Genomic DNA, 25536 nt, shown 5'->3' with positions numbered 1-25536 from the left:
GGCTCGTATCGCTTATTGTGTGGGTACAGCAGCAAAACCAACTGACGGGGACAGTCGGTACGAAAATAGTTACTGATAACTCGCTTATTGAGGTACGGCAATGGCATTCCCTTCCAAGTGTGAATTTGCTGTATTAGCGCAATGCCTGCTTGAGAGTTATGCGATTTTTTACGCCGCCTTTTTTCCCTTTTGCAAGTGCCTGACCAACCAAAAACGCCCGTTTTAGTGCAACCGCGTCAATTGCATTGAACGGTATCGACAGCGTTCCATAGCGCTCCCGCCATCCTGCCACCGCCGCCTCAGCCGCCGTGATGTCCTGCTCCGAAACGTACAGTTCTGGGTCCGTCGCTCGCCGTCCACGCCGCAGCATGAAGATGGCGTCCCAAAGCCCCCGTTCACCTTGGCCATGCAGGCCCATCCCCACTTCGCCGGGCATGGGTAAGACCCGAGTGATGTGTAGGCCTGTTGCCACAATGGCCTCGGCTAACGCTAACCATGCAGGCGCTTCGGTGTGACGATAGCTAAAAGCAACAATGCCTTTAGGTCGCAGCACACGCTCGATCTCAGCGAACGCTTCACCCAAACCAGAGATGTAGTGCTGGACGCTCTGCGGCTGATGCTTGCGCGCTACCAGACTCTCGGTCGTCACCTGGTCGCGAGGTAAACTGTTTATTACCCCGAGTGCGCTCAACCAGGGTGTGAAGAACTGTGCCAACTCCGAATATGCGATGTTGTCGAAATACGGTGGGTCCGTCATCACCACATCGACGGAGGCATTAGCAAGAAACTTAAGGGACCGTGCACTGCCTAGATGAATAGTTCCATGTTGCTTGGGTACCCGTAGAGCCACCGGCACGAATTCACCGTCAACTGTAGGCTCCTTAGGTGCACGCGCATATGCCGCGGCCTGGCCAAGTTTTCGAACAGTGTTGGGAAAACTGCCCCGCCCCGTTCGCTCGACCCAAGGGTTGAGCTCCACAGGCCGCTGGATATGGCGGAACGCCCTCACGGAAAACAAGGGGGTTAACCTGCGCCACCCATGGGCATAGGACGCCATCATGCAGTTAGTCGTGAGGTGGTCACTGAAAGCCATCGCGATGGAGGTACGCACCGGTTCTTCGAGCGCACTTACTTCCTTCATCAGCAAGGCAAGGTGAAGGAGCTGCCGATCGTTGAACAACTCTATCCAACGGCGATAGCCATAGGCGACCAAACGGTTATCTGACCAACCGTCGGCCTCAATCGGATCCTGCGGTAAGGCTAAAGTGCCGTCGGCTAACCCCTTGGCCAGCGCTACGGACGCGGCCTTGAACTGCTGGCGGTCTTCATCGGTAGCGCGACGAAACACCCGATGGCAAATGGGAACCACCCGCCGATCATCGGTCTTCGCGATGGTCTCAACAGCGAACAACCGCCACTCAGGCACGCCCTCGCGGCGTCCCCGCTCGATCAGCGACTCGCTGTGTCCGCAAGATGGACAAGCCGACCGCCCCCCTTTGCCCAAGCCGGCCCCACAGATGGTATGCCCACCACAACAGCTGCAGTCAAATTCGAGGGTTCCCGCAGGCAGGGCTACAACCTCATCACAATGGGCGCAAAACGCATAGCGCACCTTACCATCGTCGGCCAGTACGTAATTGGGGTGAGCATCGAAATTTGTTGCGCAGTGACTGCAATTGACATGCTGAACCCAAAAATGATGCAGAACGAACTCATCACCTGAACGATGGTATTCACCTATCTGAAGCCCCACCCGCTCCTTGAGCGCCTCGAATACCGGCTGCAGATCCGGCATTTCGGAAGCATCTAGCTCAAGCTGGCTGACCGCACACGCTACTGGATCAACATCGCAACCATGCACGCTTGCGCCGAGGCGTGAGGCTTCGAACACCGAGGTTCCTCCCCCAACAAAAGGGTCGAGCACGGTGAGACCTCGTAGGTCAGCATCACCGTAGTACAGTGACTCGAAATCTGCACCGGGTGCGCTCGTCACACCAATAAGCAAACTGCGGAAGACGGACGGCAGACGACGGGCAAACCATTTGTGGGCCGTGTAAATCGGTCTTGGCCGGCGGCCGTCACGCAGCGCGAAGCGCACTAGCGTCTCGACCGGAATCTCGTCCGCTTCAGCAAGCGTTAAAGAGGGTATGGAAAGGCGTTTTGGGGCGGGCTGGGGCGAAGCAAATGCTGCGTCTTGAGTGCTTACATCACGCACTAATAATTCTCGCTTTAAAAATGAGGCAACCAAGACTAGCCAATACAACTGCTGGATAGGGCGTCACCTGTCCCGCATGCCGCTCGCTGTCCAACAATAACCGTCGATTTTATCCTGAAGGTCGCGAAGGGTCACGGTTAGCTTCAGAATATCTTCCCCTCTCTCCCCGCACTATTGGCCAGCCACAGAAACTCAGGCCTTGACCTGCGTACGCTCTGCCCCGATCCGACAGCCGCCATCGCTGAGTAAGTTGACTATCTGTCTATAGCTGATCCGTGGCCGGTCGCGGGGCATCGGCTCCTAACATCAGTCTTGCCTGCGCCTTGCCCAGCTCGGCAACCTCGCCGCGCTCCGGCTTCAATTTTGGATTCCCCTGCGCAACATCCCGACGCATCGCCGGGCGAGATAATCGCTTCAATCTTCCTTTTCCAAGCTAACAAACTTATCCAGCCACTCACTGGTCCACAAGATCGAGAACGTCGCAGCCAACATGGAAAAAATCGCATAGATAAAGATTAGAAAACCGATGAACCAAGCTACCGGGGTAGCCCACGCCATTACCCAATAAAACCAATCAGGCATACCCGGCAACTCGAAGTACAAGGACTTGCACACTATGGCGTAGATCAAAGACAACACTTGAAGCACGACGAAATGGACGAACGTGGAGATCATCCGGACAAATGGCGACGGCCCACCATTGCTCCCTGGGCCGGAAATAAATTTGCTGAATTTAGAGTCCATGCCAAGCAACACGGCAAGGCCTGCCAAAGTGAAACCGAGCATGGTGGGCACCGATGCGATAACCGTATCCCACCACGCCGGCGCCCGCCACACATTAAAGCAGGCCAGCGCCACCAGCACAGATAGGCCAAAATAGAGTGAATTCACAACCGCCTTGATGCCACCGTAATATTTCCAGTAGCGCCCCCACAGGGTAAAAGTGTTGGCATAAGACTGCTTTATTTCTTCAAACATATCCTCACCTTGGCATTAGCTCCCGTGCGGCCTGAACCAGAGCATCCCGCTCAGCTTGAAGGTCAGGATTGAAGGTCACCGGCACTGCCATCGGCATGCTTTCTGTCGATAGTTTTATGACGGAGCCTTCTACATCTCGGCCCTTGGCGTAAACCTTGCCGTTAGACGCGGCAACATCCGCCAAGGCTTTGAGCTCATCATCAGGTTGCAAGCCTTCAGTATTAGCCTCGACCAGGATGACAATTTCCTTTTTTGCATTCAGCCTGCGCAAACGCTCTTGCATTTCCACGTCCAAGCCGGCCAAGTCATCAGGATTTGGCTTATTAATTTCCATCTCCAACCGAGAAATGCGAGGAATCGAGAAAATTTGCTCGGTAGAGTCTATCCGTGGCTCGACGGTCACGGTTAACGAACCAAATTCGGCAAGCGCCGCTGACTCTGCGGCGCCCTCGAAGAATTTTTTGAGCAATCCGGGAGACAACGCATCCGAGCCGCTGCGCGACACATAAAAGAGCCTGTGCTTGCTGGGAAAGAACGCATATTGAAACCTTTTGAAATGCGGCTTCAAATTCTCTGGAATGACAATCCCACTGACGTCATTCCGAGAAGCCACTTCCATGCTCAGGGTGTTGAACCAGTCCTCCGCCGCATTGAGTTTCAGAAACTTGAAGATCTCCCCGACATAGACATCGCCTTCCTCGCCCTTGAACACTGACCCCAACATGACCGCATCATCTCCACGAACTTTAATGTCTATCTTGTTCGCGTGAATTGTCTTCAACAGGGCGATGTAAAGCTCCTGCGAATGAGGGTGGAGCACCAAATTCAGGCAACTCACCTCCAGTTTGCGATCACGAGAGTAATTTTCACCAGCCGACTCACGAGTTTTGCTCATAACAGCCAACACCGTCCATGATTACGAGAAATTGCCAATGCGGCTCCACAGCATCCCAGAAATGATAGCAAAATGCATCCACCCAGCTGTGCAAGCTATTGGTCCCCACATACCTTGAAGCCGAGCAAAACCGGCACGCTACCGCCGCTCGACCCACTCAAAGGCTCACCCGGCGCGCCTGCAGCGGCCTGCCTCAGAGCTGCGGTGGCTGACGTCAGCGACACACGAGATGACTCCTGCGCGTTTCGCTGGTCGCCTCAGGGCAACCAAAACAAAAAAGGAAGCAGACAGAAATGAAGCTCCATCCATTTACCCGCCCTACCATTGTCGCAGCGATCGAATTCCTCGGGGAAATGTTGACGCAGGCAAAGTTCGATCAACTCGCGGTGCGGCTGGGGCTTGACGACGAAATTCCCCAAGGACCGACAAAGAGCGTTGCCGCCAAGTGTGCGCTGCTGGCGCGGGCCGTCAATCAACGCGCAACGCAGATCGTCAGCACCTTGGACGGGGCTGTGACTTTGGCCGAAGCGGCGGTACGCGAGGCGGTTGGAGTGATACTGCCGCAGTATGCGAATCCCGGGCAGGAACGATTGCTGCGAGGGTTAGCGCTTGACGGCTACGTTGTTTCCTGGAGCGATGACACCCGAAAGCCATTACTGCGTGCTGCGTTGCCTGGAGAAGTAGATCTTCCTGCGGCCGACGACGAGGTTCACCAACTGCTGAAGCAGTTCGGATTTCTCGTGCCGTTGGGACATCTAGACCAAGCAATCGACGCGCACGCACGCGGCGACTGGGCCGCCGCGAACAGTCAAATTCGTACCTTCTTAGAGGGCTTGCTCAGCGACATTGCTTCGCATATTGATCCACAAAAAACCGCCGAGCTGCCTACCAGCGAAAACCGTCGAGCCTGGCTCACGGAGCGTGGATTCCTGTCGATCAGCAGGAACGAATGGACTGGTGATGGAAAGAACTATTTGAACGGTTTGTTCAAGATGCTGCATACGGATGGATCGCATCCCGGTCTCTCGGATGAAGATCACAGTACATTTCGACTGCATCTTGGAATCATCACCGCGCGCACCTTTCTTCGTCGCCTTAGAAACGGCCGTTGAAGCGGCAAAACTAGAATACGTTCCCCGCGAGTTCGACGACGGCACGCCGGAACCTAATATGTAGAAGAATTACAGGGCTACTTGATGAATCACAACGATTATTCTCAGAAACTGCATCAGCTCGAAACCTGCAACTCCACCAACTTGATTAGTTTAAAGGATTGGGTTCGAAACGATGCCCTTCCATGGCTTTGGAATGAACTCGGCGGTGCAATTCTGACCCGAAAACACCATCCCAATGCACCGGTTGCGCCTCCACGACCAAAACTTACTCCTATGACTGATGCCGATGCAGTGCGTCAAGGGTTGATGGTTTCAGTCGCAGACAGAGTAAATAAATTAATTGAACCCTCTTACTACAGAGCGCAGCTCACCATGCTCGACAAGGAGGCGACCCGCTATTGCGACAGCATTGATGCCTTCTCACAGGCACCGTCAGTATTTGCGACAGATGCCGTAGTACACACCTTACACCGCGCACTGCATGAAATGATGGGATATGCGTTGATTCTATTGGAGGATGCCGCGCACAACGTAACGGAGGTTGAAGGGTACTTTTCAGCTTGGCGGCGCAAGCGCGAAACTCCTTTCGAGGTTTACAAGGGTACGGAGCAGATTATCTATGGAACATATTCTGGAATGACCCACGCTGATCGTGCGCCGTATACACCTGTAGCTGTACTACGCACTGCCATTGAGCTTCGTTTACGCGGTGCATTCTGCGTGTCTAGCTACGTTAACCCCGAAAAGCCTGATGAGCTCATTCCGATCGACCTAAGCAAGCTATTTGAGGCCGTACAGACCCATCAAAAGAATATTGAATTTAACGTTAACTTGCACGATGTGTGGAAAATTTATCGTTGGAGCAACTTCTACCTTCACGGCGGAGCGCGCGATTTCCCTTGGGTTCCAGGATTTTTGCTGCAATACCTGCGACCACTCTTTGCCGACCCGCGCACCAACCCCAACGGCTCCTGGAGCATCAACGGTGGAATTCGTATGAAACGAGAGACATGGCGCGCTGTTCGGGAAGCACTACTTACCCCTATAGAACGCCCCGGTCTCCTTCAGAGACTTTCCAACGCTTGGAGGGCGTTGAGAGCACGCAAGACGTCACCGCTAGGGCTCCCAACCGTTGAAGAACGAGCAGCGGAGTGTACGTTCTTGAACTAGCGGTAGCATGCTCAGGATGAAAACCTTTGAATCCCGCCAAAGCCCGTCGCAGCCTGAATTTCTGTACAGCTCTGGCGTTTATCAGCGCAGTACCCTGCTATGGCCAACGACTACGAAACGTGTTGGTCATATTCCAAACAATCGACGGTCATCTCGAATGCAAATGCTGGTCACGTCGCCCGCAAACAGGTAGTCAAGTGGATTGCAACTATGTATTCCCATAAGCAAGACAGAAAGAACGCCGGCTCAATCGACAGCTGTCTTAGTGATAAACGCACCGACACTTGAACAAACGAAAGCATCTTACGAAAAACGGCCGTACTGCGTCGTGATGAATTGACCCATATGGGATATCAGCGCCGGGACCTCTGGTAGGTATTACAGCCAGAATTGACTTGAAAAGATCGATTCAGCGGGTACGCGCTCATGATGATCTTATTTCAGTTGACTAAAGTCGGCCTGCTCGAAAGCGGTGTACAGCTCTAGCTTTGTAAAGACATCCAGGTAATAAATTTTAAGAGCGGAATAAATATTCATATCTGGCTCAAAGACGCGCCAATTGAGACTTATATTCAAGTCATAGCTAATAGTTAGTCCATCATCAGCTAATTCGTGATTTTTCTCCACTACACAGCCATGACCTTTACGTTCAATTACATTCAACACCCCTTCTAACAACTCCTGCTCACTTTCATCAAGGTGCAAATAAAACTCAATTTTATCAATTTCCAATGGCTTAAGAATGCCATTGGGGGTTGGAGAGTACAATACGATTTTCGCTATAACAGATCTGACTGGGCCAGGGAGATTACAAAGGCTCTCCAAAAAACCTTTAAGCTGCTCATGTACGGCGGACGGCACTTCTTCTTTGGACTCTAAATGCTCCCAAAGACCATGATAGTTAATGAAATCGTGATGAGGAGCAGGCGACAGTTTGTAGCTTGGAATTAGAACATCATCTTTTTTACCCAAAAACCAAGGCCCGAGCTTTTCTTTTATCTTTTTAACGGCCTTGAAAAAAAGTTCGTCTGGCAATGAGCAAACCTGCCGCAGAAGGTCATTCATCGTTATTACCTGCATACTATACCCCGCATACTCCCCAGAGTTACCATATCTATCTGTTGTTAGCGTTAAAAACCAAATAGCTTTGGAAGTTTTTATTTTGTTACGTATCACCGCATTAACGCTCTCCTTTCTCTTAGATGCGGTATCTGTAACACTCACCTGCAACCCAGTGCCATAGCGAGGCTCTCGCCAATCAATTCCTGGGTGATTTTTTTTGACCGCGTTTAAATTTTCAAAATTGCAACAATAGGCGATATTTACAATTTCAATCAACGCATCTTCAGCCGCCTTTGCGCTATCGGTGTAAGTCTCTTTTGCCAACAGTTGAACCTGAGCGGTATAACTTGCAAAGGCAAAAGATATTTCATTTGTACATCGATGTCGATCAGTCAGCATATCATTGACCACTAGCTTATTAGGTGTCGGCTGCCTCAATCCTACCATCGGTTCTAGTGTAAAGCTCGAGTAAAAAACCCAGTTATTGCGAAGGTTCTGGTTGCGACGAGAGCACACTTGATTGAAAGTCAACAGCGCACGTGCTCAGCCCTCCTATCCGTCATCATTCTCGTACTCAGTTTCTGCCTTGGGGTCAGCTTGTGCGGTGTTTTCTAGAAATTATGTCCGGATTCCTCTGTAGTCCCGTGCCGTCGTTTACAAAGGGCTTCATTTAAGGACGCTAAGTTATCGAGTAAAATTGCCCTGAGCCGCTGCCTTCAGGCAAAACCCGAGCCCTCCTTAAAAGTAACGACTGGGTCACGGCCAACGAGATCACGCAACTCGCTCAGGTCAACTCGAGCAATCCCAGCTCGCAGCCCAACAAATGGAAACACGCTGGGAGGATTTTTGCTTTACGCCATGGAAGCATGGATTTTTTCCCAATTTACGGACTCGACCCGACACAAGGTTTTCGACCGTTTTCCACATTGAGAAATGTTATTTCGACGTTGACCAGGATTAAGAACGGGTTGGCAATGGCATTCTAGTTTGCGTCTTCAAATACTTTCCTCGGCTGAACGCAGCCCAGGAAATGCTCTCGACCAATCCAATTTGCATGCGCTCAGCAGCACAAGCCATCCGAAAGACCAGGGAGTTCGCGTTCATCTTATCGGGTGCAATGCCGACAGCTGTCCATAGTCGACTCAATGCTGAATCTCCGCGCGCAACGTGTCCTCTTGACTCTGAGCCCTTGCAGTTGCGCCGAGCAAGCCTCATCGATCATCGTTAGCAGGCTGCCGCCGCCATGCACACCGGTTAACTCACTGATTTGCTGCTGACTGTAAAACTGAATCGGCAACTGTCGCAGATACACCGAAAAGTCGTGGGCTTCTCCTTTGAGCAAGCATGTCCCAAGGCGATGATGTGCACATGACGGAACAAACGCTCACACTCAGACGCTAACCCCGAGCCAACTGAGTGGCAGGATAGTAAGCGAAATGATCTGGTGGTTGGGCGCACCCAGGTTGCAGCGTGTCTCGACACTCGCGTCGGAGAAGCCCGCCGTGATGAACTCGTGGATGTCCTGCTCAGAAGCGTCACGGGGGGATACGAAGCCTCGTTTCCAGCTGGAAGCCGCTTCGTGCAGCACTTCAACCAGCCGAGCGCGCCCTCAACAGATGCTGAGCCTCGGCCTTGAACTGCTCAGCGAGTTGCCACCTGGTCGTTTTGACTTTCTTACCTTTCATCACGGTGCTCAAGGTGGGTTACGAATGTTGCCCCCTGAATGGTGCTGAACCGGCCTCATTGGTCTTAAAGAATGAGGCAATCACCAATCACTGTTTTTGCCTGCGCTCGAGAGAGCCCCCTTGGACTTACCCTCCCCACTTCGGCTACCTGATGCGCGCCGACGCTTCTTGCCTTCCATACGTATGATTTGTATCGGACTGGGCCTGACGTCTTCCATCAGCGAACTCAGGCGCTCCAACTCGCCGAGTGCGCGCAAAACCGCAATCAGGTTAATCAAGGTGCCTTTGCCCTGATTGAGCAAGAGGTGCAACGTCTGACGGCTGATCGCCGCATTCTCGGCCACCGATTCAAGGCTGATGTTCTTCTTCAACCGCAGCGTTTGCAGGCGTTCCCCGACGGTGCTGGCAAGAACTTGATCCGTTTGAATACGAAATCGCATAGCGTCTATTTTCCTAGACATAAATTAGCCAAAATGCACTTTACGTCAATAATACTAGACAGCATAGAAAGAATGAACGTCTGCTTTCTGCCCTGCCACGCAGCGCGCGGATCATTGGCTACGCTTCAATCGCTAGCGTTAAAAGACTGCAAATCGCCCCGCTTTTCCTTTGGCGTACCGCACATCACGCATTTCAGTCCGCAAACGTGGATCAGGTTTGAGAATCTTGTCTTCTCAAACCTGTTGAATCGCCAACCAAACCGATCAATGGTCATGCTGTACAGCTGTAATGGCATAGTGCGTATCTCAGTACGAAATCGATTGCCGCGCAGTCATTTTGACTCAGTTGAGGCACTACGCCGCCAGTCGCCAAACGGTGCGTCGGCGTCCACGTAACGCATGGCGGTGTGCACGTCGCGCCAGCCGACATAGTCCATCAAGGCTTTCGGGCTCCATTGGTTGCGGCTGGCCCAGGTGGCAAAGCCGCGGCGTAACGAATGGCCGCTATAGCGCTCGCCCACCACTCCAGCGCGAGTTAGCGCCCGTTGCAACACCCGCGACACGCTGTACGGGTGCATGGCGGTTGGGGCGAGGTGGCCCCAGCGGTCGATGCCACAAAACACCGGCCCCTGCTGCAACTGACTAAGGGTCAACCACTCCTCGTAGGCTTGCACCGGACACAGGCGCTGCAAGGCCGGCACGCTGACGGTGCCTCCCTGATGATCACGGTCGGATTTGCTGCTGGACAGAAACAAACTCAAGCCTTCGCCCGGCACCAGCTGATTGGTTTCAATCCGCAGGCGGCACAAATCGTCACTGCGAAAAGCCCGCCAGAAGCCCAGCAACAGCAAGGCCCGATCACGGCCGGCGCGGAGGCGCACGTTCATCTGCGATGACGCGGCCTCAAGCTGCAGAGCCGTCACGCACTGCTCCAATTCCCGTAACTGCAACGGCTCGGCCTGCCGGACTTGCCGGGGGTGCAAGGCTTGGATGCCGCGCAACACATCACGCACCTGCGGCGCCTTGGTTGGGTCGACAAAGCCGTGACTTTGATGCCAGCGCGCCAGGGCGGCCAGGTGGCCGCGCAAGGTGCTGATGGACAGGGACTCCGCGTGCTCGGCCAGGTAACGCACGATGCTTTCACTGGACGCCGGGAGAAAACCGCCCCAGCCGGCCTCGTAATGTGCCAAGGCTTGCCGGTAGCGTCGTATCGTGCTTTCCCGGCGCGCGGCTTGCAAATAACGCTCTGCCGCCGTGGTCATACGCTTGCTCTCCTGCACCGTGGGCCTGCACCTGACCAACCCTGGACGCCATCTCGATGACGGCTGGAGATCAGGCAAGTCAACCGGTATGCGCCATACTGCATATCAACCGGGAATCCTACAGGAGCTCCTGACATGGCCCGTGGCGGTATCAATAAAGCCCTGGTGCACGCTGCGCGTGACGCCCTGTTGGCCCGCGGTCTTCATCCCAGCATCGACCTGGTGCGGGTGGAGCTGGGCAACACGGGTTCGAAGAGCACAATTCAACGGTACCTGAAAGAACTCAATGGCACCGATGCTGCCAACCACGCGCCGCCTCCGACCGTCAATAAGGAACTGCTCACACTGGTAAACAGTCTAGCCGAGCGCCTGACTCAGCAGGCGCAGGAAGCCGTGGCCAAAGAGCAGGAACAAATCGACCGGCAGCAGGCCAGCTATACGCAAGAGCGCGCACAGCTACGCGAACGCCTTGAACAATCACTGGCAACGATCGCCCACCTGACGAACCAACTGGAGGAACAGCGTCAGTGCGAACGGCAACTGCGAGAGCAGTTACAAGACAGTGAGGGTGAACGCCAGCGACTGCGACAGTTAGTGGCAGGCCAGCAACAAATACTTGAAGAACGCGCCAATCAGGTGCAATCACTGGAGGACAAACATCAACATGCTCGGGAGGGACTCGAGCACTATCGACAGGAACAACTGACACAGCGCGGGCAGGAGCTACGTCGGCACGACGAGCAAACCGATCAGTTACGCAAGGAACTGCGGTCCCTGCAGAACGCGCAACTGGCCAAACAGGAAGAATTAGTCCATGTGTACCGCGAGCACGAACGGTTGCTCAACGAACACCGAACACAGCACATGGACTTGCGTGAACAAGCCAAGACCCTACACGACAGTCAGCACGCCCACGACAGGTTGAACGCGCAGCTGCAACAATTGATGACCGAGCATGTCGTCTTACGTGAGCGGGTCAAACCGTACCTGCTGCAGCACCGTGAGGATCGGCGGCAGTTGAGGGAACAGGCGCGTCAAATTGAGACGCTGCAAACGCTCCTGCGCCAGTTGACCCCCTCCGCCTAGGTGAGATGCTCAGCTGAGAACGGCTCACTCACGGTGTCGTTAGTGGAAAAATATGACTGCATGTCGATATCAAGATCACGAAAGCCAATCAGCGGCAGTGACTGGATACGTCGACAGGTTTCGTACAATGAAATGAAATCTCCCTGAGCCATTATCTCCAACGGGGTCCGACCATTGAAGAAATCGTTGTGGTTGTTAAGTGAAGGGAACTGATGAACGTTGAGAGGGTTGTTGAAGGTCATCTTCAGCGCGGCATGTATGTTCAGCACCATGCTCACGCGATACAACTGGTCTACGTTGAGTCGCACCGAGTCACCGTTACCGCTAAGCACTCGCCGATAGGTGTGGGAAGAGATGCGCACAATCCGACAAGCTTGGCTGGGAGTGGCTCGCCATTTCTGAATGATATGGAGGCAGGCTTTCAAGCCAACGAACGCTTTGCGCCTTGAGAGCATTGCTTGGGTGGATGTCATATTTTATCCAGAAGATCACTGCGCGAGTTTATAGCTTACCGGCTCGTGCTTTTGCGGTACCTGGTCGCCAACAGCCCGTTCGATGCCGAAAGATAGCAGAGACGTAGAGGCTTTCATCCTCGGCAATTCTTTGAGTGAGCCGGGCTGTCCATAGTGGATGGAGGACTCGGATCTTATAAAGGCTCGATAACATCTGGATGCAGACAGACCAAAGGCGACAGTCAGCAGTACAGATACTAGTGACTGCATCCGACTGTGGATTCAACCGGTCAGCACACAGCTTTGCGTAAGGCAGCTTGAAGATTAGATGACGCGTGCTGGCGAGGGTTCAGGATGTGGGAAATGCACTGCCCTTTGGCTTCAGGACTATCGCGCCATCAATCACCTCGATGGTCAGCTCGTCACCAAGGCCTAAGCCCAAACTTCACAAGTAGTTCTGGTGGCAAGTCGACTATGACGTCACCAGTTTCATCCGCGGTGTCTTGGCACGTGACTGTCCAGCTTTGGGTTTCGCTCATGATCCGACTCACGCTGCATCGTTGGAAACGCTTCATTATGCTCGTGATTTGTTATGCGTGGATGGATGATATTCACTGACGGCTTCTGGCCGAAAACCGTAGATTGCACAATCTGATTTCGGCTATAGGACGAGCTGTTCAGGGTCGCGGCTTACGTGCCCCCTGGTAGCGAATTTTTCCCTTACGAGCCAGCGATAGGATGTGAAAAGAAATGTGAAGGTTATGATTCGGCGTGAGGGTGGATGCTGGCTTGGATGCCGCATAAACACTGAGAAAGAGTCGAACAGATATGTGAAATTAAATGTGTAGTTTCAAGTCCCGGAGGACCGTATTTGGCCGAAAGCGACGGAGGCTTAGCCAGCCGGTCGCTGCCCCCCATTTAAACCTCAGTTTGTTCAGCCATCACAAGCGCGTCATCCACTTCGATGCCAAGGTATCTGACGATACTCTCGAGTTTGGTGTGGCCGAGCAGTATCTGGACCGCTCTGAGATTTTTCGTTCTTCGATAACTCAGGTGCCGGGTTACCGGTAGCCGATGGGTTGCTCGCGGTAGGCCATAAGGTCCCCGTGGATTGTGTTACCAGTAACAACATTCACCCGCGACACCATTAAAATGCCAACCCTTCTGCTACTTGAATCAGCATCTCTTCAACCAGACGAGTGCCCGGGCTGGTGGAAAGCAGCGCAATGGGGTTTTCACCCGAAAAGCGCGCCTTGGATTTACTGAGCCATCGCCTAGCTTTTTTGCCGTCCCCAAAGAGCACCTCGGCCATGGCCGTGATGTGTGCATGACGAAACAGGCGATCACTCTCGCTCACGCTCAGGTGCTGACCGCGAGCCAACCGGGTATTTAGGGTGTTGAGCGAAATGATGTGGCTGCACGCTACAGGGCTGAGTGCACCCAGGTCGCAGAGCGTCTTGACACTCGTGGCCGAGAAACCCGCCTCGATTAGCTCGTGGATGTCCTGATCTGAAGCGTCGACGGGGATATGCAGCAACGTTTCCAGCCGGACCCGGTAGGCGCGGTAAGCCTTATCGCACATCACTTCAGCAAACATGGGTCGCCTTTTGGCTTCGGCATTGTGTAGGAAGCATCCGACCATTTCCGTCCTGTGTGAAGGTAGGTTGGTCGGAAAACCCCGTCAGCCACGCCGCCAATGTGCACAACCACGCACGTCGCGCCTCTAAGCCGATCCCCGAGGCTCCGCGTCGGTTACGGGTCACCGGCGCTATTGAGATTGATCCGATGTCACGGGCCGGTTCCCCGCCAGTGATCCGACCGGCTCCAGGTCTCTACCCGCAGCCAGGGCGACGTCTAAGAATCGATTCGCGCGTGCCGAGCGCGCCCTTAACAGCCGATGAGCCTCGGCCTTGAAATGCTCAGCAATCTGCCACTTAGTCGTTTTGACTTTGCGCTTACCTTTCATCACGGTGCTCGAGGTGAGTCACGAACGTCTACTCCCTGACAGGTTGAGGAATGAGCGGACCGCGCGAGGCTCTTCCCGAACCCGCCCAGCCGGCCGGCGGTTCATCCCAAAAGTACCACGCACTTCGTTAAGCAGGGTGGGCGCCCAGCAACTGAAAGTCGCGCGACGAACCCGAGGGCAATTAGGCCCCTCTCCCCTGCAGCCAGCGCTTCGGTGTCTGATCGTCACCTGCCAAACGCTCCCAGTCCACTACGTTAGCGAAGCCAAAAGCGAACTACGCTGAACAGGAGGTGGCCGCGGTGGGCTGGCGCGCGTCCGTCAAAGTCGGGGGTGGCAAGTGTGGTGTCAGGCAAAAAACGGCGAATACGGGGAAAAATCCTACTGACACGGGGTAAGCCCGCCTTGCCCCGTGTCAAAAATTGCCGTTGCAAGCGCGACCAAGGAGGGTTTCATAACCTGTAATTACATGACGCATGTCACAGTATGAAATCGTCGGAGGTCCGCCATGGCCCGAGGTGGCATTAACCGGGTGTTGGTGCAAAACGCCTACACAGCGCTGCTTCAGCAGGGGCGCAAGCCCAGCATCGACGCCGTGCGCATCGAGCTCGGTAACACCGGCTCGAAAACCACCATTGCCCGCTACCTCAAGGAGCTGCAGTTGGCCCCGTCAGCGGCCACACTGACCCCGCAGGAGCGCTTGAGCGCGCCACTGCTCGCCTTGGTCAACAGCCTGGTCGAATTGCTGGCAGAAGAGGCCGAGGTCACGGTGACGCGCGTGCGTGAGCAATTTGATGAAGAACGCTCCGCGCTACGCGCGACCCTGTCCCGCATTGCGAGCGAGCGGGAACAGGCGCAGGCGCAGGTCACCGCGTTAACCCTCGAACTGAAGCAAGCCCAGGCGCAGGTGCACACCGCTCGCACACAATTAGAGGATGAACAGCGCCGCGCGGCGACGCTGCAGGCCAACGTGCAGGAACTGGTCACGCAGTTGGCGGAAAAGCACACCCAGCTGCAGACCTTGGCCGAGGCCAGCGCGCATGCCCGCGAATCCTTGATGTATTTTCGCGAAGCGGCCAAAGAGCAACGCGACGCCTTGCTGAACCAACATGAACAACGAGTCCAGCAAGTCCAGCAACAGCTCAGGGACCTAGCCCGGACACTTGACGCCAAGCAGGAAGCGGTGATTGGCCTCAATCGGGATAACGAACGCCTCACCGGTGAATTGGCCACTACCCGTAAGCAGGCCCAGACCTGGGAACGGCAAGGGGCCGCGGTCGCCCGGCAGCTCAGCGACTTGACAACCGAGCAAGATCAGTTGAAGGCCCAAGTGATCAGCCTGAGCCTGCAACTCGACCACGCGGCTGCGCAAACCGAACGATTGCAACAGGTTCACACCGCGACCCTGCAAGTCAATGCTCGCCTGCAGCAGCGCTTGTCCGACCTCACGCCGATGCAACCCTGAGGTTGCACTTGCGCATCGCTCGCCGTATGGCGACGTCGACACGGTGCAATTCACGGCAACTCGAGGGGCGCTCGTTCGCGCGCATTGCCGCCAGAATCTGCTTCCTTTCTTGCGGATGATAGTTTTGCAGGAGTCGGCAAAATACCGCCCGCTCGGGGCAGTACACCTCAGGAATCAAATGACTTTGGACGGCCAGAACGGACAAGTCATGCCAGGTCCTCATCAACTCATCGTTGGCCTCCGAGGTGCGAGGCCATGCTGCAAGCTCGGCGCTTAGAGACACGGCAAACTTGCTGGGCGGCTCAGCTGTAACTCCACTATCTAACTTCCAGCTATCAACTATCTGCCTGATCACCGACCACAGTTCATGGCGTACGAAGCACAGTGGTCTGTTGCAACATGCCAGTGCCATCAGCCTTGGCAGCATACGAATACACCGATGCTTAACCACAAAGTTTTCGCCCGCCGCGCGCGCCGCACCAATCGCCAAGGCAAGATCTATATCGTCCGATATGAGGGGGAGTGCATCAAGGATCGCACCAGGGTCACTGTAGGTCACATCGAACGACCGACACAGCGTCTCTATCCGATGGCCCCATATTTCAGCATTGGCCTTGTCAACGGCGGCCTTTTTAACGATGGCCTCCTTAGTGGTGATCTGGCCAGCGGTGGCTTGGTCACCGATGACCTCCTGATCAGCGGCCAACACGGTGTTTAGCGGATGGCTCACCCAATGCCCCAGCGCCGGAAAGGCTTGCAGCGGCACCCTTAAACGCTTTGCGCCCGGCACGCGTCCGCGCAGGTGCTCCCGCCATGTCTGCGCCTCTTTAGGGAAAACCGTGGTGAGCGGCGGCAGGACGGAATCGCGCCAGCGTGCCAAGCTTGCGCCGGTATGATCAACGTTAGCCACGTCCGCCAGGGCATGCGCAATCAGCATACCTTTGAACTGTCGGCTGCGTTTTGCCCACCCGCTTGCCATAGAGAAACCCTATCAGTTATCGCTGACGTCATCCCCCATGAGCACAAAACATAGCACCGTGATCATTACATGCCATGCGAAATACACAGATGCGAAAACTTTTCGGCCGGACTAAGCCTTGAACTACAGCCCCTTGTCGGCCATTGACCGATGACTCGATTGGGAGCCGCCAAGATGCCCGCGTGGCGAGACAATAAAAGCCGCGCCATAACGAAGGTATCTAAACGAAAAAAGTAGCCATGAGGTGGCACCTGAACGCAGTGGGAAACAGGACAGATAATGACCTCCTCGCTATGCGGCACCAATATCAACATCAACACGCCTAGGGTAAGTTGGGACGCCAATTGCACCGCGACTGAGTCAGGCAAAGCGCGACATTTCGAGTGGATTCGACGCTTTATTCTGAAGTACGCGTGGCACGGTCACTTCAGGCGAAACAACCCGCGACGATCCTGTATCCGGTGAGTCGCCTCGAGAGGGCCCCGTCATGTGGGACGAACGAGAATGGTTGAACGGTGAGCGGGCTCCGGCACGCTCCGTCCGTCGAAGCCACCCCGGCTATCACCGGATCTATTTTCCTTCGCAGAAAAATCATCACAACGTGCTCTGCGAGGGTGCGTTGGAGGCCGCCTATTGTGTGTGGCTGGAATGGGACGCCGACGTCAGGGCGTATTACGCCCAACCTCACACTTTTCGCTGGAGAGCCGAGGGTCGGGCAATGCGCTACACCCCTGACTTTTTTGTCCAGCATCGGGATTCGGCAAACCATTTCACCGAGGTGAAGTACGACTTCACGAGACTTACCGACCGACATCGGGAAAAACTCGCCAGTTTCTCTCAGCTATGCAGAACGATGGAGACGACTTTAAAGCTGGCGGATCGGCAACAGTTGGTGGAGCAGAGCAAGTTCAAAAATTTAAGGTACCTGTACTTTCGCAGCCTCGGTGTCACTCAGCGCGAGCAAGACTACCTGACCGATTATTTAAATCATTGTGAGGCTCGCACAACCATCAGAGCGATACTAAGCAATTCCTATCCGCCGACCGCCCGATCAATTTGCCATCGTTTATTCAGCGGCGAATCATTGGCGAATCTGGACGATCCCTTGACCTTGGACACTCAGATATCTCAGCGAGATCCGCTATGAACACTGAACCTCCACGACCGGTCTTGATAGGGGCGCGCTACCTCATGGATGGGCGATTTTATGAGGTCATCAATATCACCAAAGAGCTGCTCTCTTTCAAAGATACCGAAGGCAGACGCGCTGTATACATCTGCCCTGACGACTTCAATCAACTGCTTCATCACAAGGAAGTCATCCTGGCTGAATGCGCGCCTCTAGCCGTTTCCACATCAGTGCGCATGCTCAACTCGGAAGACCCACAGGTCAATGCCGCGAAACGAAAACATTTTTACGTCATGGGCATCAGAGAAAGCTTTCAGGGCATCCTGCCCAAAAAAGCGTGCTTGAGAGAATTGGAAGTGTTACGCAAACAGTTCGGAGATCCGCGCCCCCCCTCTTACGGCTCCCTGTGGAAATGGACGCAGGCTTGCAAACGCGCTAACTGGTCGCCTTGGTCACTGATCAAACCAACAAGCGTATTGCCTCGGGGTAAATTTACGCCCGACGAGACCTCTAAAATCATTGACCGCTATATCAATGAGGTCTACCTCAACGACCAACGACATAGCGTTGCTTATGTCTATTCGCTGATCAAAGGCGAGATCTACAACAACAATCGTCTACGCCGGGAAACAAACTCTCGAATCATCCATATGCCATCGGAAAGCACCGTACGCAGAAGAATTATCAAACTCTGTGGTTTACTGAGGGACACTCGACGACTCGGGGTACGCGCAGGGCAGAAAGCCAATAAATCCAGCTCACAATGGGTCGAACCGACTTATTTATTAGAAATGTGTGGGATTGATTGTAAAACCCCGATGGACATCATTCTGGTGGACACCGATGGCCAGCCGCTTGGGAAAATTGCCCATCTGCAAGCCATGATCGATATCAAAAGCCGCAAAATTATTGCGTATGACCTCTCCAAGACGCCTCCTTGCGCGGGAAAGACACTCCGGGTCCTGCGAATGGCGCTGCAGGCAGTCCCCGGTGAAGAATTACAACGCGGCAAAATGGTCCTCATCATCGGTGACAATGGATCTGAAAATTTCAACGATACGGTAATCGTGATACTGAACGCATTGGGCATCCAATACGTATTTATCCCAAAAAAACAATCCGATGCCAACGCGCACATTGAAAGCTTTTTTAAGACAGTCAACTCCTTTGTTCACAGTTTACCCGGTACCACCTTCTCCAATCCGGAACAACGCGGCGACTATGACTCGGTCGCAAAAGCCTGCCTGACCATTGAGGAACTGCAGGAAAAATTCTCCGATTGGCTGGAAAATGTCTACCATCAAACCAAGCACAGTGAATTAAACATGACGCCCAACGCCAAGTGGGACCGAGCGATGGCCAAACAACTGCCGCCGGAAAAAATATCGAAAGCAGATCTGGATGGTATTTTGCGCGCGGTTGAACATCGTTCAATCAACGGCGGTAGGGTAAACCTTTTGAACCTGCAGTGGAGCGGGCCGGGATTAGCTGAGTTAAAGCATAAGCTAAAACCCAAGCAAAAGGCCGTGATCTATTACGATATAAGTGATCTCGGAGAAGTCTGGGTTGCACATCCTGAACACCCGACTGAGTTAGTCCGCGCCGTTGCTGTCAATCCTGCCTATCAAAAAGGTTTAACGCTCTACGAGCACGAGTTGGTGTGTGAACAGCTCGCGTTAGAGGGCAAAGAGTATTCTGACGAAATCGCCTGCTGCTCGTTACTGCGCATCCATCAAGAAATAGCTGAAAAGAAAAAGCAACATAAAGCCAAGCAAAAGAAACCCACAACTTCCGCTGCAACTGAACACCAGGCGGTAACAGCGCCAACTGCCCACCCTTTTACCTCTGGCACTGATGACGATACCACCCCAGGACCGAGCGGTCCATTAAGAGGTTTTTACTTGGAGTAGTTAGACATGAACAAGATCGAGGTCATTCTCGACACCTTTAATAAATTCACTATTCCGCACTCCCAATACCAAGCGGCCATCGATTGCATCTTGACCAGCATCGAAACGACGCGGGAACGTGGTACGCCTTGCTGCGCATTGATGACCGGCGACTCGGGCACCGGAAAATCCAGCATTTGCAAACGTGTGGAACTGATGCTGGGACCACCGCATGATCAATTATCCGAAAAGGGGATGACGTCGGTATTACCGTGTCTAAACTGCTCGGTTCCGGCCCAACCTACCATTAAATCACTTGCAGAAGAAATATTGGTAAAACTTGGAACCCCAATGGCAGGGCACGTCGGCGCACTAGAACACCGTATTGTCCAAAGCTTGATTACACGCCAGGTGCAGCTGTGCTTTCTTGATGAATTCCACCACCTGGCGACCAGAGGCGCGGAAAAAACACAGCGAGTGACCTGCGATTGGATGAAATACTTGCTGAATGAAAGCGGTGTACCTATCTGCCTTGCGGGAGAAGTCGGCTACGACCTCATCATCGATGCGCACCCTCAATTGGCACGTCGCTATCCTTATCGCATCGCGTTGAAACCCCTTCCATTTAGTCGCACACCAGATGCAGAGTTTCGCAAGGTGCTCAGTGCGTTGACCGGAGAAATGATCAAACTTGGAAAATTGGAAGACTATATCTATTTAGCTGACGAACACTTTGCTGCGGCTATCTATATGGGTTGCGCGGGCAACATGGATGGTCTTCGTCTGGTGCTATACGCCGCGTTCAAAAGGTCATTGGCTCGAGGAAACCGGACACTACTGTCAGAAGATTTTGCTAGCACTATAAATATGTTGCACATCCCCACACGGATAAGACCAGATAAAAACCCTTTTTTAATCAGCACTGACGCTGTATACCAAGCAATTAGCAAATGAAAAAAATGATTTTTGTCCCGCGGCCATTCCCTCTGGAAAGTCCAACCAGTTTACTCATGCGTGCTGCACAAAAAAATGGTTACTTGAATGTCGAGGCCATGTGCCGGAGACTCGCTATCGAAGGGAACTTACATTGGGTTGCAATGCGAACACATCAGCACGCCATTTTTGCGCTACTGTGCCAAGAGGCCCCTCCCCTGGCCCAAGCACTCCGCCAGACATTCTACCGGCAACCCCAAAAAAAATTATCAATTGCTGCCAAGGTATATATAAACAGCAAAGCTGTTCCGGGAGATATTTTTCGTGTCGATTTTTGTCCTTGCCCGCAATGTCTTGCCGACGGCTATACACGTCCAGCACAAGACTTAAAAGTAGTAGACATCTGCCCCTACCACAACACCCCTCTGATGATGGTCTGTCCCCAGTGTGGTGTTCACAACAAGTGGTACAAACTCAAGGGATTTCAATGCGCCTGTGGTTTTGACTACAAAACAGCGTACATACTATCTTCACAGCCACGATGTCGGGTCATGATCAATACGAGCTTTGGTCATGAGAGCGCCCGACATATTTTGAATAAAATGTACAAAGAGGATCTTCTACGCACAGCCATTTTCCCTAAATTACCCGGCACTGAGGAGCAGAAAACTTCGATTACAGCACAGATCAAAGAAGTACTAACTCGAGAGCTACGCAATTATAGCAACCTGCCTTTGAGCGTCTTCGAGGCCCCTTGGCTTCAGGTAAAGGATCAATATTACAGAGAATTTTCGCTTAAATTCTTACGCCAAAACCATCATCAAGATAAAATATGCAAAAAAGGTAAAGCAGGAGACTGCTGCAGCCACATCGCATTGCGCTTCGATGAACTCGCCCATGCGATTGATAGCACCACAAAGGCGAGACAGCTCATTCATAACGAACAATTTCAAACCTTCAGAGATGCCCCATCGAACATTATTTTTTATCGGGCAAACAACCTATGCTCAATCATTAATGCAAAATTAGACAAACGGCAGAACCACACGAACAAAGCCGACCCAGGATCCTATTCCACGCTAAACCAGGCCGCAATTAAACTGCATACGAACACGACCGCACTGTATGAGGTGATTAAAAGAGGCCTAATACCAGAAATCATAGTCGGCGACAGAGCTTATTTTATCCCTAACGACGTGCTGAAAGTATTTTCTCAAACGTACGTATTTTCAACTGAACTAGCTCAAGTTTGCGATGTTAGTACACGAATGATAACTCCCCTTTCGAATAAACTTAATTTAATATTGGCCTTTCCTCGACTCACCCCCTTTTTTCCTTCAATTTACCTTAGAAGCAGCATACCAAAAAATCTGATGAAGGCTGTAGAATCTTTTCGAAGACACAGAATGCCACGAGTGCATCTTGGCTTAAAGACGCTTAGAGAGCTATCAATAAAAATCGAGCTAGATATTACAACCACAAGATTCATACTAAAACATCAGTATGGTTGTGTAAATCCCAACTGGTGGATTTCCGATTCAGTGGCGAAAGCCCTAACAATTTGGCGCCACAATAACTTAACGATAAAAGAAATCAGCACTCTGGCGGGAGTTAGCCACTTACTAATCGATACGCGCTTTATTCATACCGGACTAATAAAACCCACAAAAATATACAGAACCAATTTCATCAACCCAGAAGATACGACTTTTATAATTAATCATCTAGAAAAATATCTTTCAATCATACAAGCCGCCAGATTATTTTCAGTTTCTGAAAACAAAATAAGAGCGCTCGCAACATCCGGCACGCTCAAAACCTTAACACTAGAACATAAAAATGGCCATCGCCAAATTTTGATTGAGCGAACACAAGAAAATTCGCGAACACTTCGCGACCTTTGAAATTAAAGAGCCACCCCTCTGACGCCCAAGCATTTTTTAAATCCCAAGCATGATCTTATTAATGTTCCATGACGTGCAAATCAAGGTAATCAAAGTGGCTCTCCAGAAATATTTTTAATGTATTCACCAGCATTAGAATACTCCTCGAATATAGAGCCCCAACCAAATACCGACCTAAGAGCGATGACCTTTATTGACGGTGCACAGCAGATTTTACTGGACTGTTACCTTTGATGAAATCCAATCTTCGGGAGAAAGAGTGACAAATTGTCGGTTTATTTTCTGTAGACACTTGCAAATAACCTGAACAAGCTTACACCACACCAAATTCTTATATCACGCCAAACGGGCTTGACTGGCACCCTACCAAAAAACACCCAACCCAATTAGACCACCACACCCGTGAAAAAGCGACACGATCAGTATCCGTAAAAACTTTGAGCACCTATTCAATCTTGGGTTGAACAGGTGGATAGATCTATGCAACGAGATCGTCGCGGCTAATCTTAGATCATGGTCATCACCCAAATTATAGTTACGCATTGGAGTACCTGAGATGTGTGCTCCATTCAACAATTACCGATAGATTTTTAGGGGATTTCATCTTTTATCGAAAATTCTGGTTCAAGCTTTGATGAAGCCTGGGTAATTAATACTTATAAATCACACACGGAAATTTATTTTTTATTGACAGGGGCCGCTGGGGCATCAATCCATCACGGCCGACAATGGTGAGGCTGGTTTTCAGGCATGGAAAGCAGGCCATTTCGACCTGGTGATTGCGGACTGCAACATGCCACTGATGAATGGCTACGAACTCACCCGTGCCATCCGCCAGACCGAGCACGATGAGCAGCGCCCGCCCTGCACTGTGCTTGGCTTCACGGCCAATGCTCAACCGGAAGAAAAACAGCGATGCCTGCAAGCAGGCATGAACGATTGCCTGTTCAAACCCATCGGTCTGACGACACTGAGCCAGCGACTGGAAGCACTCAAGCCGATCATTGACGATCAAACCTTTAACGTGGACGGCTTGCAGTTACTCACCGGTGGCGATCCAAAACTGGTTCAGCGCTTGCTCGTCGAACTGCTCAACAGCAATCGCCTCGACCGCCAGGAACTCCTCGCACTGCCGCCTGCAAACGGGCCGCAAGCCTTCATCGATATGGCGCACAAAATCAAAGGGGCGGCCCGTATCGTTCAGGCCTCAAGGCTTATCGACGGCTGCGAAGCGCTTGAACGCCTATGCCATGAGGACTTCTGTCTGGATCAGCTCGAGGCCCGCAGCAAAGGCTTAGAGCACGCCATGCTTGAATTGGAACAGGCACTGCAACGACAAATTCGTCATCACTCCAACGTGTAAAAGCAGCCCTGAAACAGCCATTACCTGTCCGTTCCACTCTTGCGCAACTCGTAGCAGCCGCCTTCGGCAGCTGCTACGGGCTTGATCAGCACTCGCTCAAACGCAAGAAAATCGCTGCCAACTGCTCAATGCCGGCCTGATCATCTACGGTGAAACGCGCCAGCAAAGGACTGTCCAGGTCGAGCACGCCGATCAACCGACCGTCTTTGACCAACGGCACCACCAGTTCACTGTTCGAGGCACTGTCACAGGCAATATGTCCGGCAAACGCGTGCACATCTTCAACCCGTTGAGTGTGAAGGGTTGCCGCCGCTGCGCCACAAACACCACGGCCGAAGGGAATGCGCACACAGGCGATCTGCCCCTGGAACGGCCCGAGCACCAGCTCCTCGTTGCGATTGAGGTAAAACCCGGCCCAATTCAGGTCATCGAGCTGGTTGAACAAGAACGCCGAAAACTGCGCAGCGTTGGCGATAAAGTCGCGTTCATCCGCCAGCAACGCCTCCAACTGCGCGCAGAGCAGGCCATAGCCCTCAAGACCCGCGCCGCTCTTTTGCAAATCGATCATGCCTTGTGCTCCAACAACTTCAGTCCGACCCAATACCGGGCAAATTGATACGCGCAACGGCCGTTGCGATTACCGCGTCCGGTAGCCCATCGAACCGCGAGAATCTCGAGTTCTTCATCACGTTTCCACTCAAGGCCGGCCTTGCCTGCCAACTCTCCCACCCAATGCTCGACCACATTGAGGAAGTGCTCTTGGGTAAAAGGATAAAACGACAGCCACAGGCCAAATCGATCCGACAGTGCGATCTTGTCTTCGACCGCCTCATTAGGATGAAGCTCGCCGTCGACCATTTTCCAGTTTTCGTTATCGCTCTCTTTTTCCGGAACCAGATGGCGACGGTTGGAGGTGGCGTACAGCAGCACGTTATCCGGTGCCTGTTCCAGCGAGCCATCGAGCACGCTTTTGAGCACCCGGTAGTCACCCTCACCGGCCTCGAAGGACAGATCATCGCAAAACAGCACAAAGCGCTGAGGCAGCCTGGCGACTTGCTCGACAACGCGTGGCAGGTCCGCCAGGTGATCGCGCTCGATCTCGATCAGGCGCAAACCACCATTGGCGTGCTCAGCCAGCAAGGCCCGCACCAGCGACGATTTGCCGGTACCACGCGCGCCCCAGAGCAACGCGTGGTTGGCAGGCATGCCATCGAGAAACTGCCGGGTATTTCGCCCCAACTGCTCCAACTGCTTATCGACCCCGATCAGGTCGGACAGTCGCATGTCCAGGCTGACCTCAAGCGGCAACAGAAAACCGCTGCGCCCCTCACGCTGCCAGCGTGCCGCCAGACACTGCGTCCAGTCGATGGCAGTGCGTTGCGCGGGCAGTAACGGCTCGATACGAGCCAGAACCGCATCGGCGCGTTCAAGAAATGCATTCAATCGGGAATCCACGACTTCTCCTCAGGCACGTTCACAGTAATGATGGGGGACAGAAAACCAAACGCAGCGCGCAATCCCGGAAATAACGCAATAATGGCCCACCCGTCA

General features: G+C 53.0%; 20 protein-coding genes and 2 pseudogenes. 9 read left to right on the top strand and 13 right to left on the bottom strand.

The annotated features are described in order from the left end of the window. Positions 1-133 precede the first annotated feature (133 nt). The 3 genes from BLL42_RS29790 to BLL42_RS22745 all read right to left on the bottom strand — a co-directional run bounded on the left by BLL42_RS29790 (position 134) and on the right by BLL42_RS22745 (position 4088). On the bottom strand, positions 134-2248 hold the full coding sequence (locus BLL42_RS29790) for a hypothetical protein (protein WP_129586973.1): 2115 nt from the start codon (positions 2246-2248) through the stop codon (positions 134-136). Positions 2249-2629: 381 nt separating this feature from the next. Further along, positions 2630-3193 carry a hypothetical protein gene (locus BLL42_RS22750; protein ID WP_071554382.1) on the bottom strand — a complete coding sequence of 188 codons (564 nt, stop codon included), beginning with the start codon at positions 3191-3193 and terminating at the stop codon, positions 2630-2632. Between the two features lie 4 nt (positions 3194-3197). Next, complete coding sequence (locus tag BLL42_RS22745) at positions 3198-4088, bottom strand: DUF4747 family protein (protein WP_071554380.1); 891 nt, start codon at positions 4086-4088, stop codon at positions 3198-3200. 293 nt (positions 4089-4381) lie between these two features. Here BLL42_RS22745 and BLL42_RS22740 point away from each other — a divergent pair, with 293 nt between their 5' ends. After that, the gene (locus BLL42_RS22740) at positions 4382-5200 is read left to right on the top strand and encodes a hypothetical protein (RefSeq protein ID WP_071554378.1); all 819 of its coding nucleotides are present in this window, start codon (positions 4382-4384) and stop codon (positions 5198-5200) included. 84 nt (positions 5201-5284) lie between these two features. After that, complete coding sequence (locus tag BLL42_RS22735; protein WP_129586972.1) at positions 5285-6373, top strand: hypothetical protein; 1089 nt, start codon at positions 5285-5287, stop codon at positions 6371-6373. A gap of 435 nt (positions 6374-6808) precedes the next feature. Here the strand turns inward: BLL42_RS22735 and BLL42_RS22730 are convergent, their stop codons facing one another. The 4 genes and pseudogenes from BLL42_RS22730 to BLL42_RS22715 all read right to left on the bottom strand — a co-directional run bounded on the left by BLL42_RS22730 (position 6809) and on the right by BLL42_RS22715 (position 10822). Continuing rightward, a complete protein-coding gene (locus tag BLL42_RS22730) occupies positions 6809-7834 on the bottom strand; it encodes an SMEK domain-containing protein (RefSeq protein ID WP_071554375.1) in 1026 nt (341 codons plus the stop codon). 752 nt (positions 7835-8586) lie between these two features. Then, positions 8587-8777, bottom strand: a pseudogene (locus BLL42_RS31135) (hypothetical protein); the annotation flags it as partial. 423 nt (positions 8778-9200) lie between these two features. Further along, the gene (locus BLL42_RS22720) at positions 9201-9560 is read right to left on the bottom strand and encodes a helix-turn-helix domain-containing protein (protein ID WP_071554372.1); all 360 of its coding nucleotides are present in this window, start codon (positions 9558-9560) and stop codon (positions 9201-9203) included. 332 nt (positions 9561-9892) lie between these two features. Then, entirely contained in the window at positions 9893-10822 is a 930-nt protein-coding gene (locus BLL42_RS22715; protein ID WP_071554370.1) for a site-specific integrase, read from the bottom strand. Between the two features lie 135 nt (positions 10823-10957). Between BLL42_RS22715 and BLL42_RS22710 the strand changes: the two genes are divergently transcribed. Then, entirely contained in the window at positions 10958-11908 is a 951-nt protein-coding gene (locus tag BLL42_RS22710) for a DNA-binding protein (RefSeq protein ID WP_071554368.1), read from the top strand. Here the strand turns inward: BLL42_RS22710 and BLL42_RS22705 are convergent. The 3 genes from BLL42_RS22705 to BLL42_RS22690 all read right to left on the bottom strand — a co-directional run bounded on the left by BLL42_RS22705 (position 11905) and on the right by BLL42_RS22690 (position 13957). Next, entirely contained in the window at positions 11905-12381 is a 477-nt protein-coding gene (locus tag BLL42_RS22705) for a hypothetical protein (protein ID WP_071554366.1), read from the bottom strand. The genes BLL42_RS22710 and BLL42_RS22705 overlap by 4 nt on opposite strands. A 328-nt stretch (positions 12382-12709) precedes the next feature. Beyond that, positions 12710-12802 carry a hypothetical protein gene (locus tag BLL42_RS31130; RefSeq protein ID WP_408004006.1) on the bottom strand — a complete coding sequence of 31 codons (93 nt, stop codon included), beginning with the start codon at positions 12800-12802 and terminating at the stop codon, positions 12710-12712. Between the two features lie 705 nt (positions 12803-13507). Then, a complete protein-coding gene (locus BLL42_RS22690; protein ID WP_071554364.1) occupies positions 13508-13957 on the bottom strand; it encodes an Xre family toxin-antitoxin system antitoxin in 450 nt (149 codons plus the stop codon). Between the two features lie 874 nt (positions 13958-14831). On the opposite strand from BLL42_RS22690, the gene BLL42_RS22680 reads away from it, so the two are divergent. Next, positions 14832-15788, top strand: a complete 957-nt coding sequence (locus tag BLL42_RS22680) for a DNA-binding protein (protein WP_071554360.1) — start codon at positions 14832-14834, stop codon at positions 15786-15788. On the opposite strand, the gene BLL42_RS22675 is transcribed toward BLL42_RS22680, so the two are convergent. Beyond that, the gene (locus tag BLL42_RS22675) at positions 15769-16767 is read right to left on the bottom strand and encodes a hypothetical protein (RefSeq protein WP_071554358.1); all 999 of its coding nucleotides are present in this window, start codon (positions 16765-16767) and stop codon (positions 15769-15771) included. The genes BLL42_RS22680 and BLL42_RS22675 overlap by 20 nt on opposite strands. Positions 16768-17254: 487 nt before the next feature. Between BLL42_RS22675 and BLL42_RS22670 the strand changes: the two genes are divergently transcribed. The 5 genes and pseudogenes from BLL42_RS22670 to BLL42_RS22650 all read left to right on the top strand — a co-directional run. Next, a complete protein-coding gene (locus BLL42_RS22670) occupies positions 17255-17914 on the top strand; it encodes a TnsA endonuclease N-terminal domain-containing protein (protein WP_071554356.1) in 660 nt (219 codons plus the stop codon). Further along, complete coding sequence (locus BLL42_RS22665) at positions 17911-19806, top strand: TnsB C-terminal domain-containing protein (protein ID WP_071554354.1); 1896 nt, start codon at positions 17911-17913, stop codon at positions 19804-19806. Before BLL42_RS22670 ends, BLL42_RS22665 begins: the two co-directional genes overlap by 4 nt. A 6-nt stretch (positions 19807-19812) precedes the next feature. Then, on the top strand, positions 19813-20739 hold the full coding sequence (locus BLL42_RS22660) for a TniB family NTP-binding protein (RefSeq protein WP_071554352.1): 927 nt from the start codon (positions 19813-19815) through the stop codon (positions 20737-20739). Beyond that, a complete protein-coding gene (locus tag BLL42_RS22655) occupies positions 20736-22622 on the top strand; it encodes a TniQ family protein (RefSeq protein ID WP_071554350.1) in 1887 nt (628 codons plus the stop codon). Before BLL42_RS22660 ends, BLL42_RS22655 begins: the two co-directional genes overlap by 4 nt. Positions 22623-23322: 700 nt before the next feature. Beyond that, positions 23323-23985, top strand: a pseudogene (locus BLL42_RS22650) (response regulator); the annotation flags it as partial. An 85-nt stretch (positions 23986-24070) separates the two neighbouring features. On the opposite strand, the gene msrC reads toward BLL42_RS22650, so the two are convergent. Together msrC and BLL42_RS22640 are read right to left on the bottom strand one after the other, a co-directional pair. Then, positions 24071-24553, bottom strand: a complete 483-nt coding sequence (msrC, locus tag BLL42_RS22645) for a free L-methionine (R)-S-oxide reductase MsrC (RefSeq protein WP_071554346.1) — start codon at positions 24551-24553, stop codon at positions 24071-24073. Then, positions 24550-25440, bottom strand: coding sequence for an ATP-binding protein (locus tag BLL42_RS22640; RefSeq protein WP_071554344.1), 891 nt, complete (start codon positions 25438-25440; stop codon positions 24550-24552). Before BLL42_RS22640 ends, msrC begins: the two co-directional genes overlap by 4 nt. Positions 25441-25536: the final 96 nt, after the last annotated feature.

It is taken from the genome of Pseudomonas frederiksbergensis, assembly GCF_001874645.1.
Taxonomy (GTDB): Bacteria; Pseudomonadota; Gammaproteobacteria; order Pseudomonadales; family Pseudomonadaceae; genus Aquipseudomonas; species Aquipseudomonas frederiksbergensis_B.
Note: the sequence above shows the minus strand (reverse complement) of the source record. Positions and strands in the feature narration are given on the sequence as shown.

Coding starts and splice junctions, on each gene's coding strand:
- BLL42_RS22665 (WP_071554354.1), top strand. CDS start 17,911: ATGAACACTGAACCTCCACGACCGGTCTTGATAGGGGCGCGCTACCTC.
- BLL42_RS22675 (WP_071554358.1), bottom strand. CDS start 16,767: ATGGCAAGCGGGTGGGCAAAACGCAGCCGACAGTTCAAAGGTATGCTG.
- BLL42_RS22670 (WP_071554356.1), top strand. CDS start 17,255: ATGTGGGACGAACGAGAATGGTTGAACGGTGAGCGGGCTCCGGCACGC.
- BLL42_RS22745 (WP_071554380.1), bottom strand. CDS start 4,088: ATGAGCAAAACTCGTGAGTCGGCTGGTGAAAATTACTCTCGTGATCGC.
- BLL42_RS22735 (WP_129586972.1), top strand. CDS start 5,285: ATGAATCACAACGATTATTCTCAGAAACTGCATCAGCTCGAAACCTGC.
- BLL42_RS22750 (WP_071554382.1), bottom strand. CDS start 3,193: ATGTTTGAAGAAATAAAGCAGTCTTATGCCAACACTTTTACCCTGTGG.
- BLL42_RS22680 (WP_071554360.1), top strand. CDS start 14,832: ATGGCCCGAGGTGGCATTAACCGGGTGTTGGTGCAAAACGCCTACACA.
- BLL42_RS22730 (WP_071554375.1), bottom strand. CDS start 7,834: ATGCTGACTGATCGACATCGATGTACAAATGAAATATCTTTTGCCTTT.
- BLL42_RS22720 (WP_071554372.1), bottom strand. CDS start 9,560: ATGCGATTTCGTATTCAAACGGATCAAGTTCTTGCCAGCACCGTCGGG.
- BLL42_RS22655 (WP_071554350.1), top strand. CDS start 20,736: ATGAAAAAAATGATTTTTGTCCCGCGGCCATTCCCTCTGGAAAGTCCA.
- BLL42_RS22710 (WP_071554368.1), top strand. CDS start 10,958: ATGGCCCGTGGCGGTATCAATAAAGCCCTGGTGCACGCTGCGCGTGAC.
- BLL42_RS22715 (WP_071554370.1), bottom strand. CDS start 10,822: ATGACCACGGCGGCAGAGCGTTATTTGCAAGCCGCGCGCCGGGAAAGC.
- BLL42_RS22740 (WP_071554378.1), top strand. CDS start 4,382: ATGAAGCTCCATCCATTTACCCGCCCTACCATTGTCGCAGCGATCGAA.
- BLL42_RS22690 (WP_071554364.1), bottom strand. CDS start 13,957: ATGTTTGCTGAAGTGATGTGCGATAAGGCTTACCGCGCCTACCGGGTC.
- msrC (WP_071554346.1), bottom strand. CDS start 24,553: ATGATCGATTTGCAAAAGAGCGGCGCGGGTCTTGAGGGCTATGGCCTG.
- BLL42_RS22705 (WP_071554366.1), bottom strand. CDS start 12,381: ATGACATCCACCCAAGCAATGCTCTCAAGGCGCAAAGCGTTCGTTGGC.
- BLL42_RS22660 (WP_071554352.1), top strand. CDS start 19,813: ATGAACAAGATCGAGGTCATTCTCGACACCTTTAATAAATTCACTATT.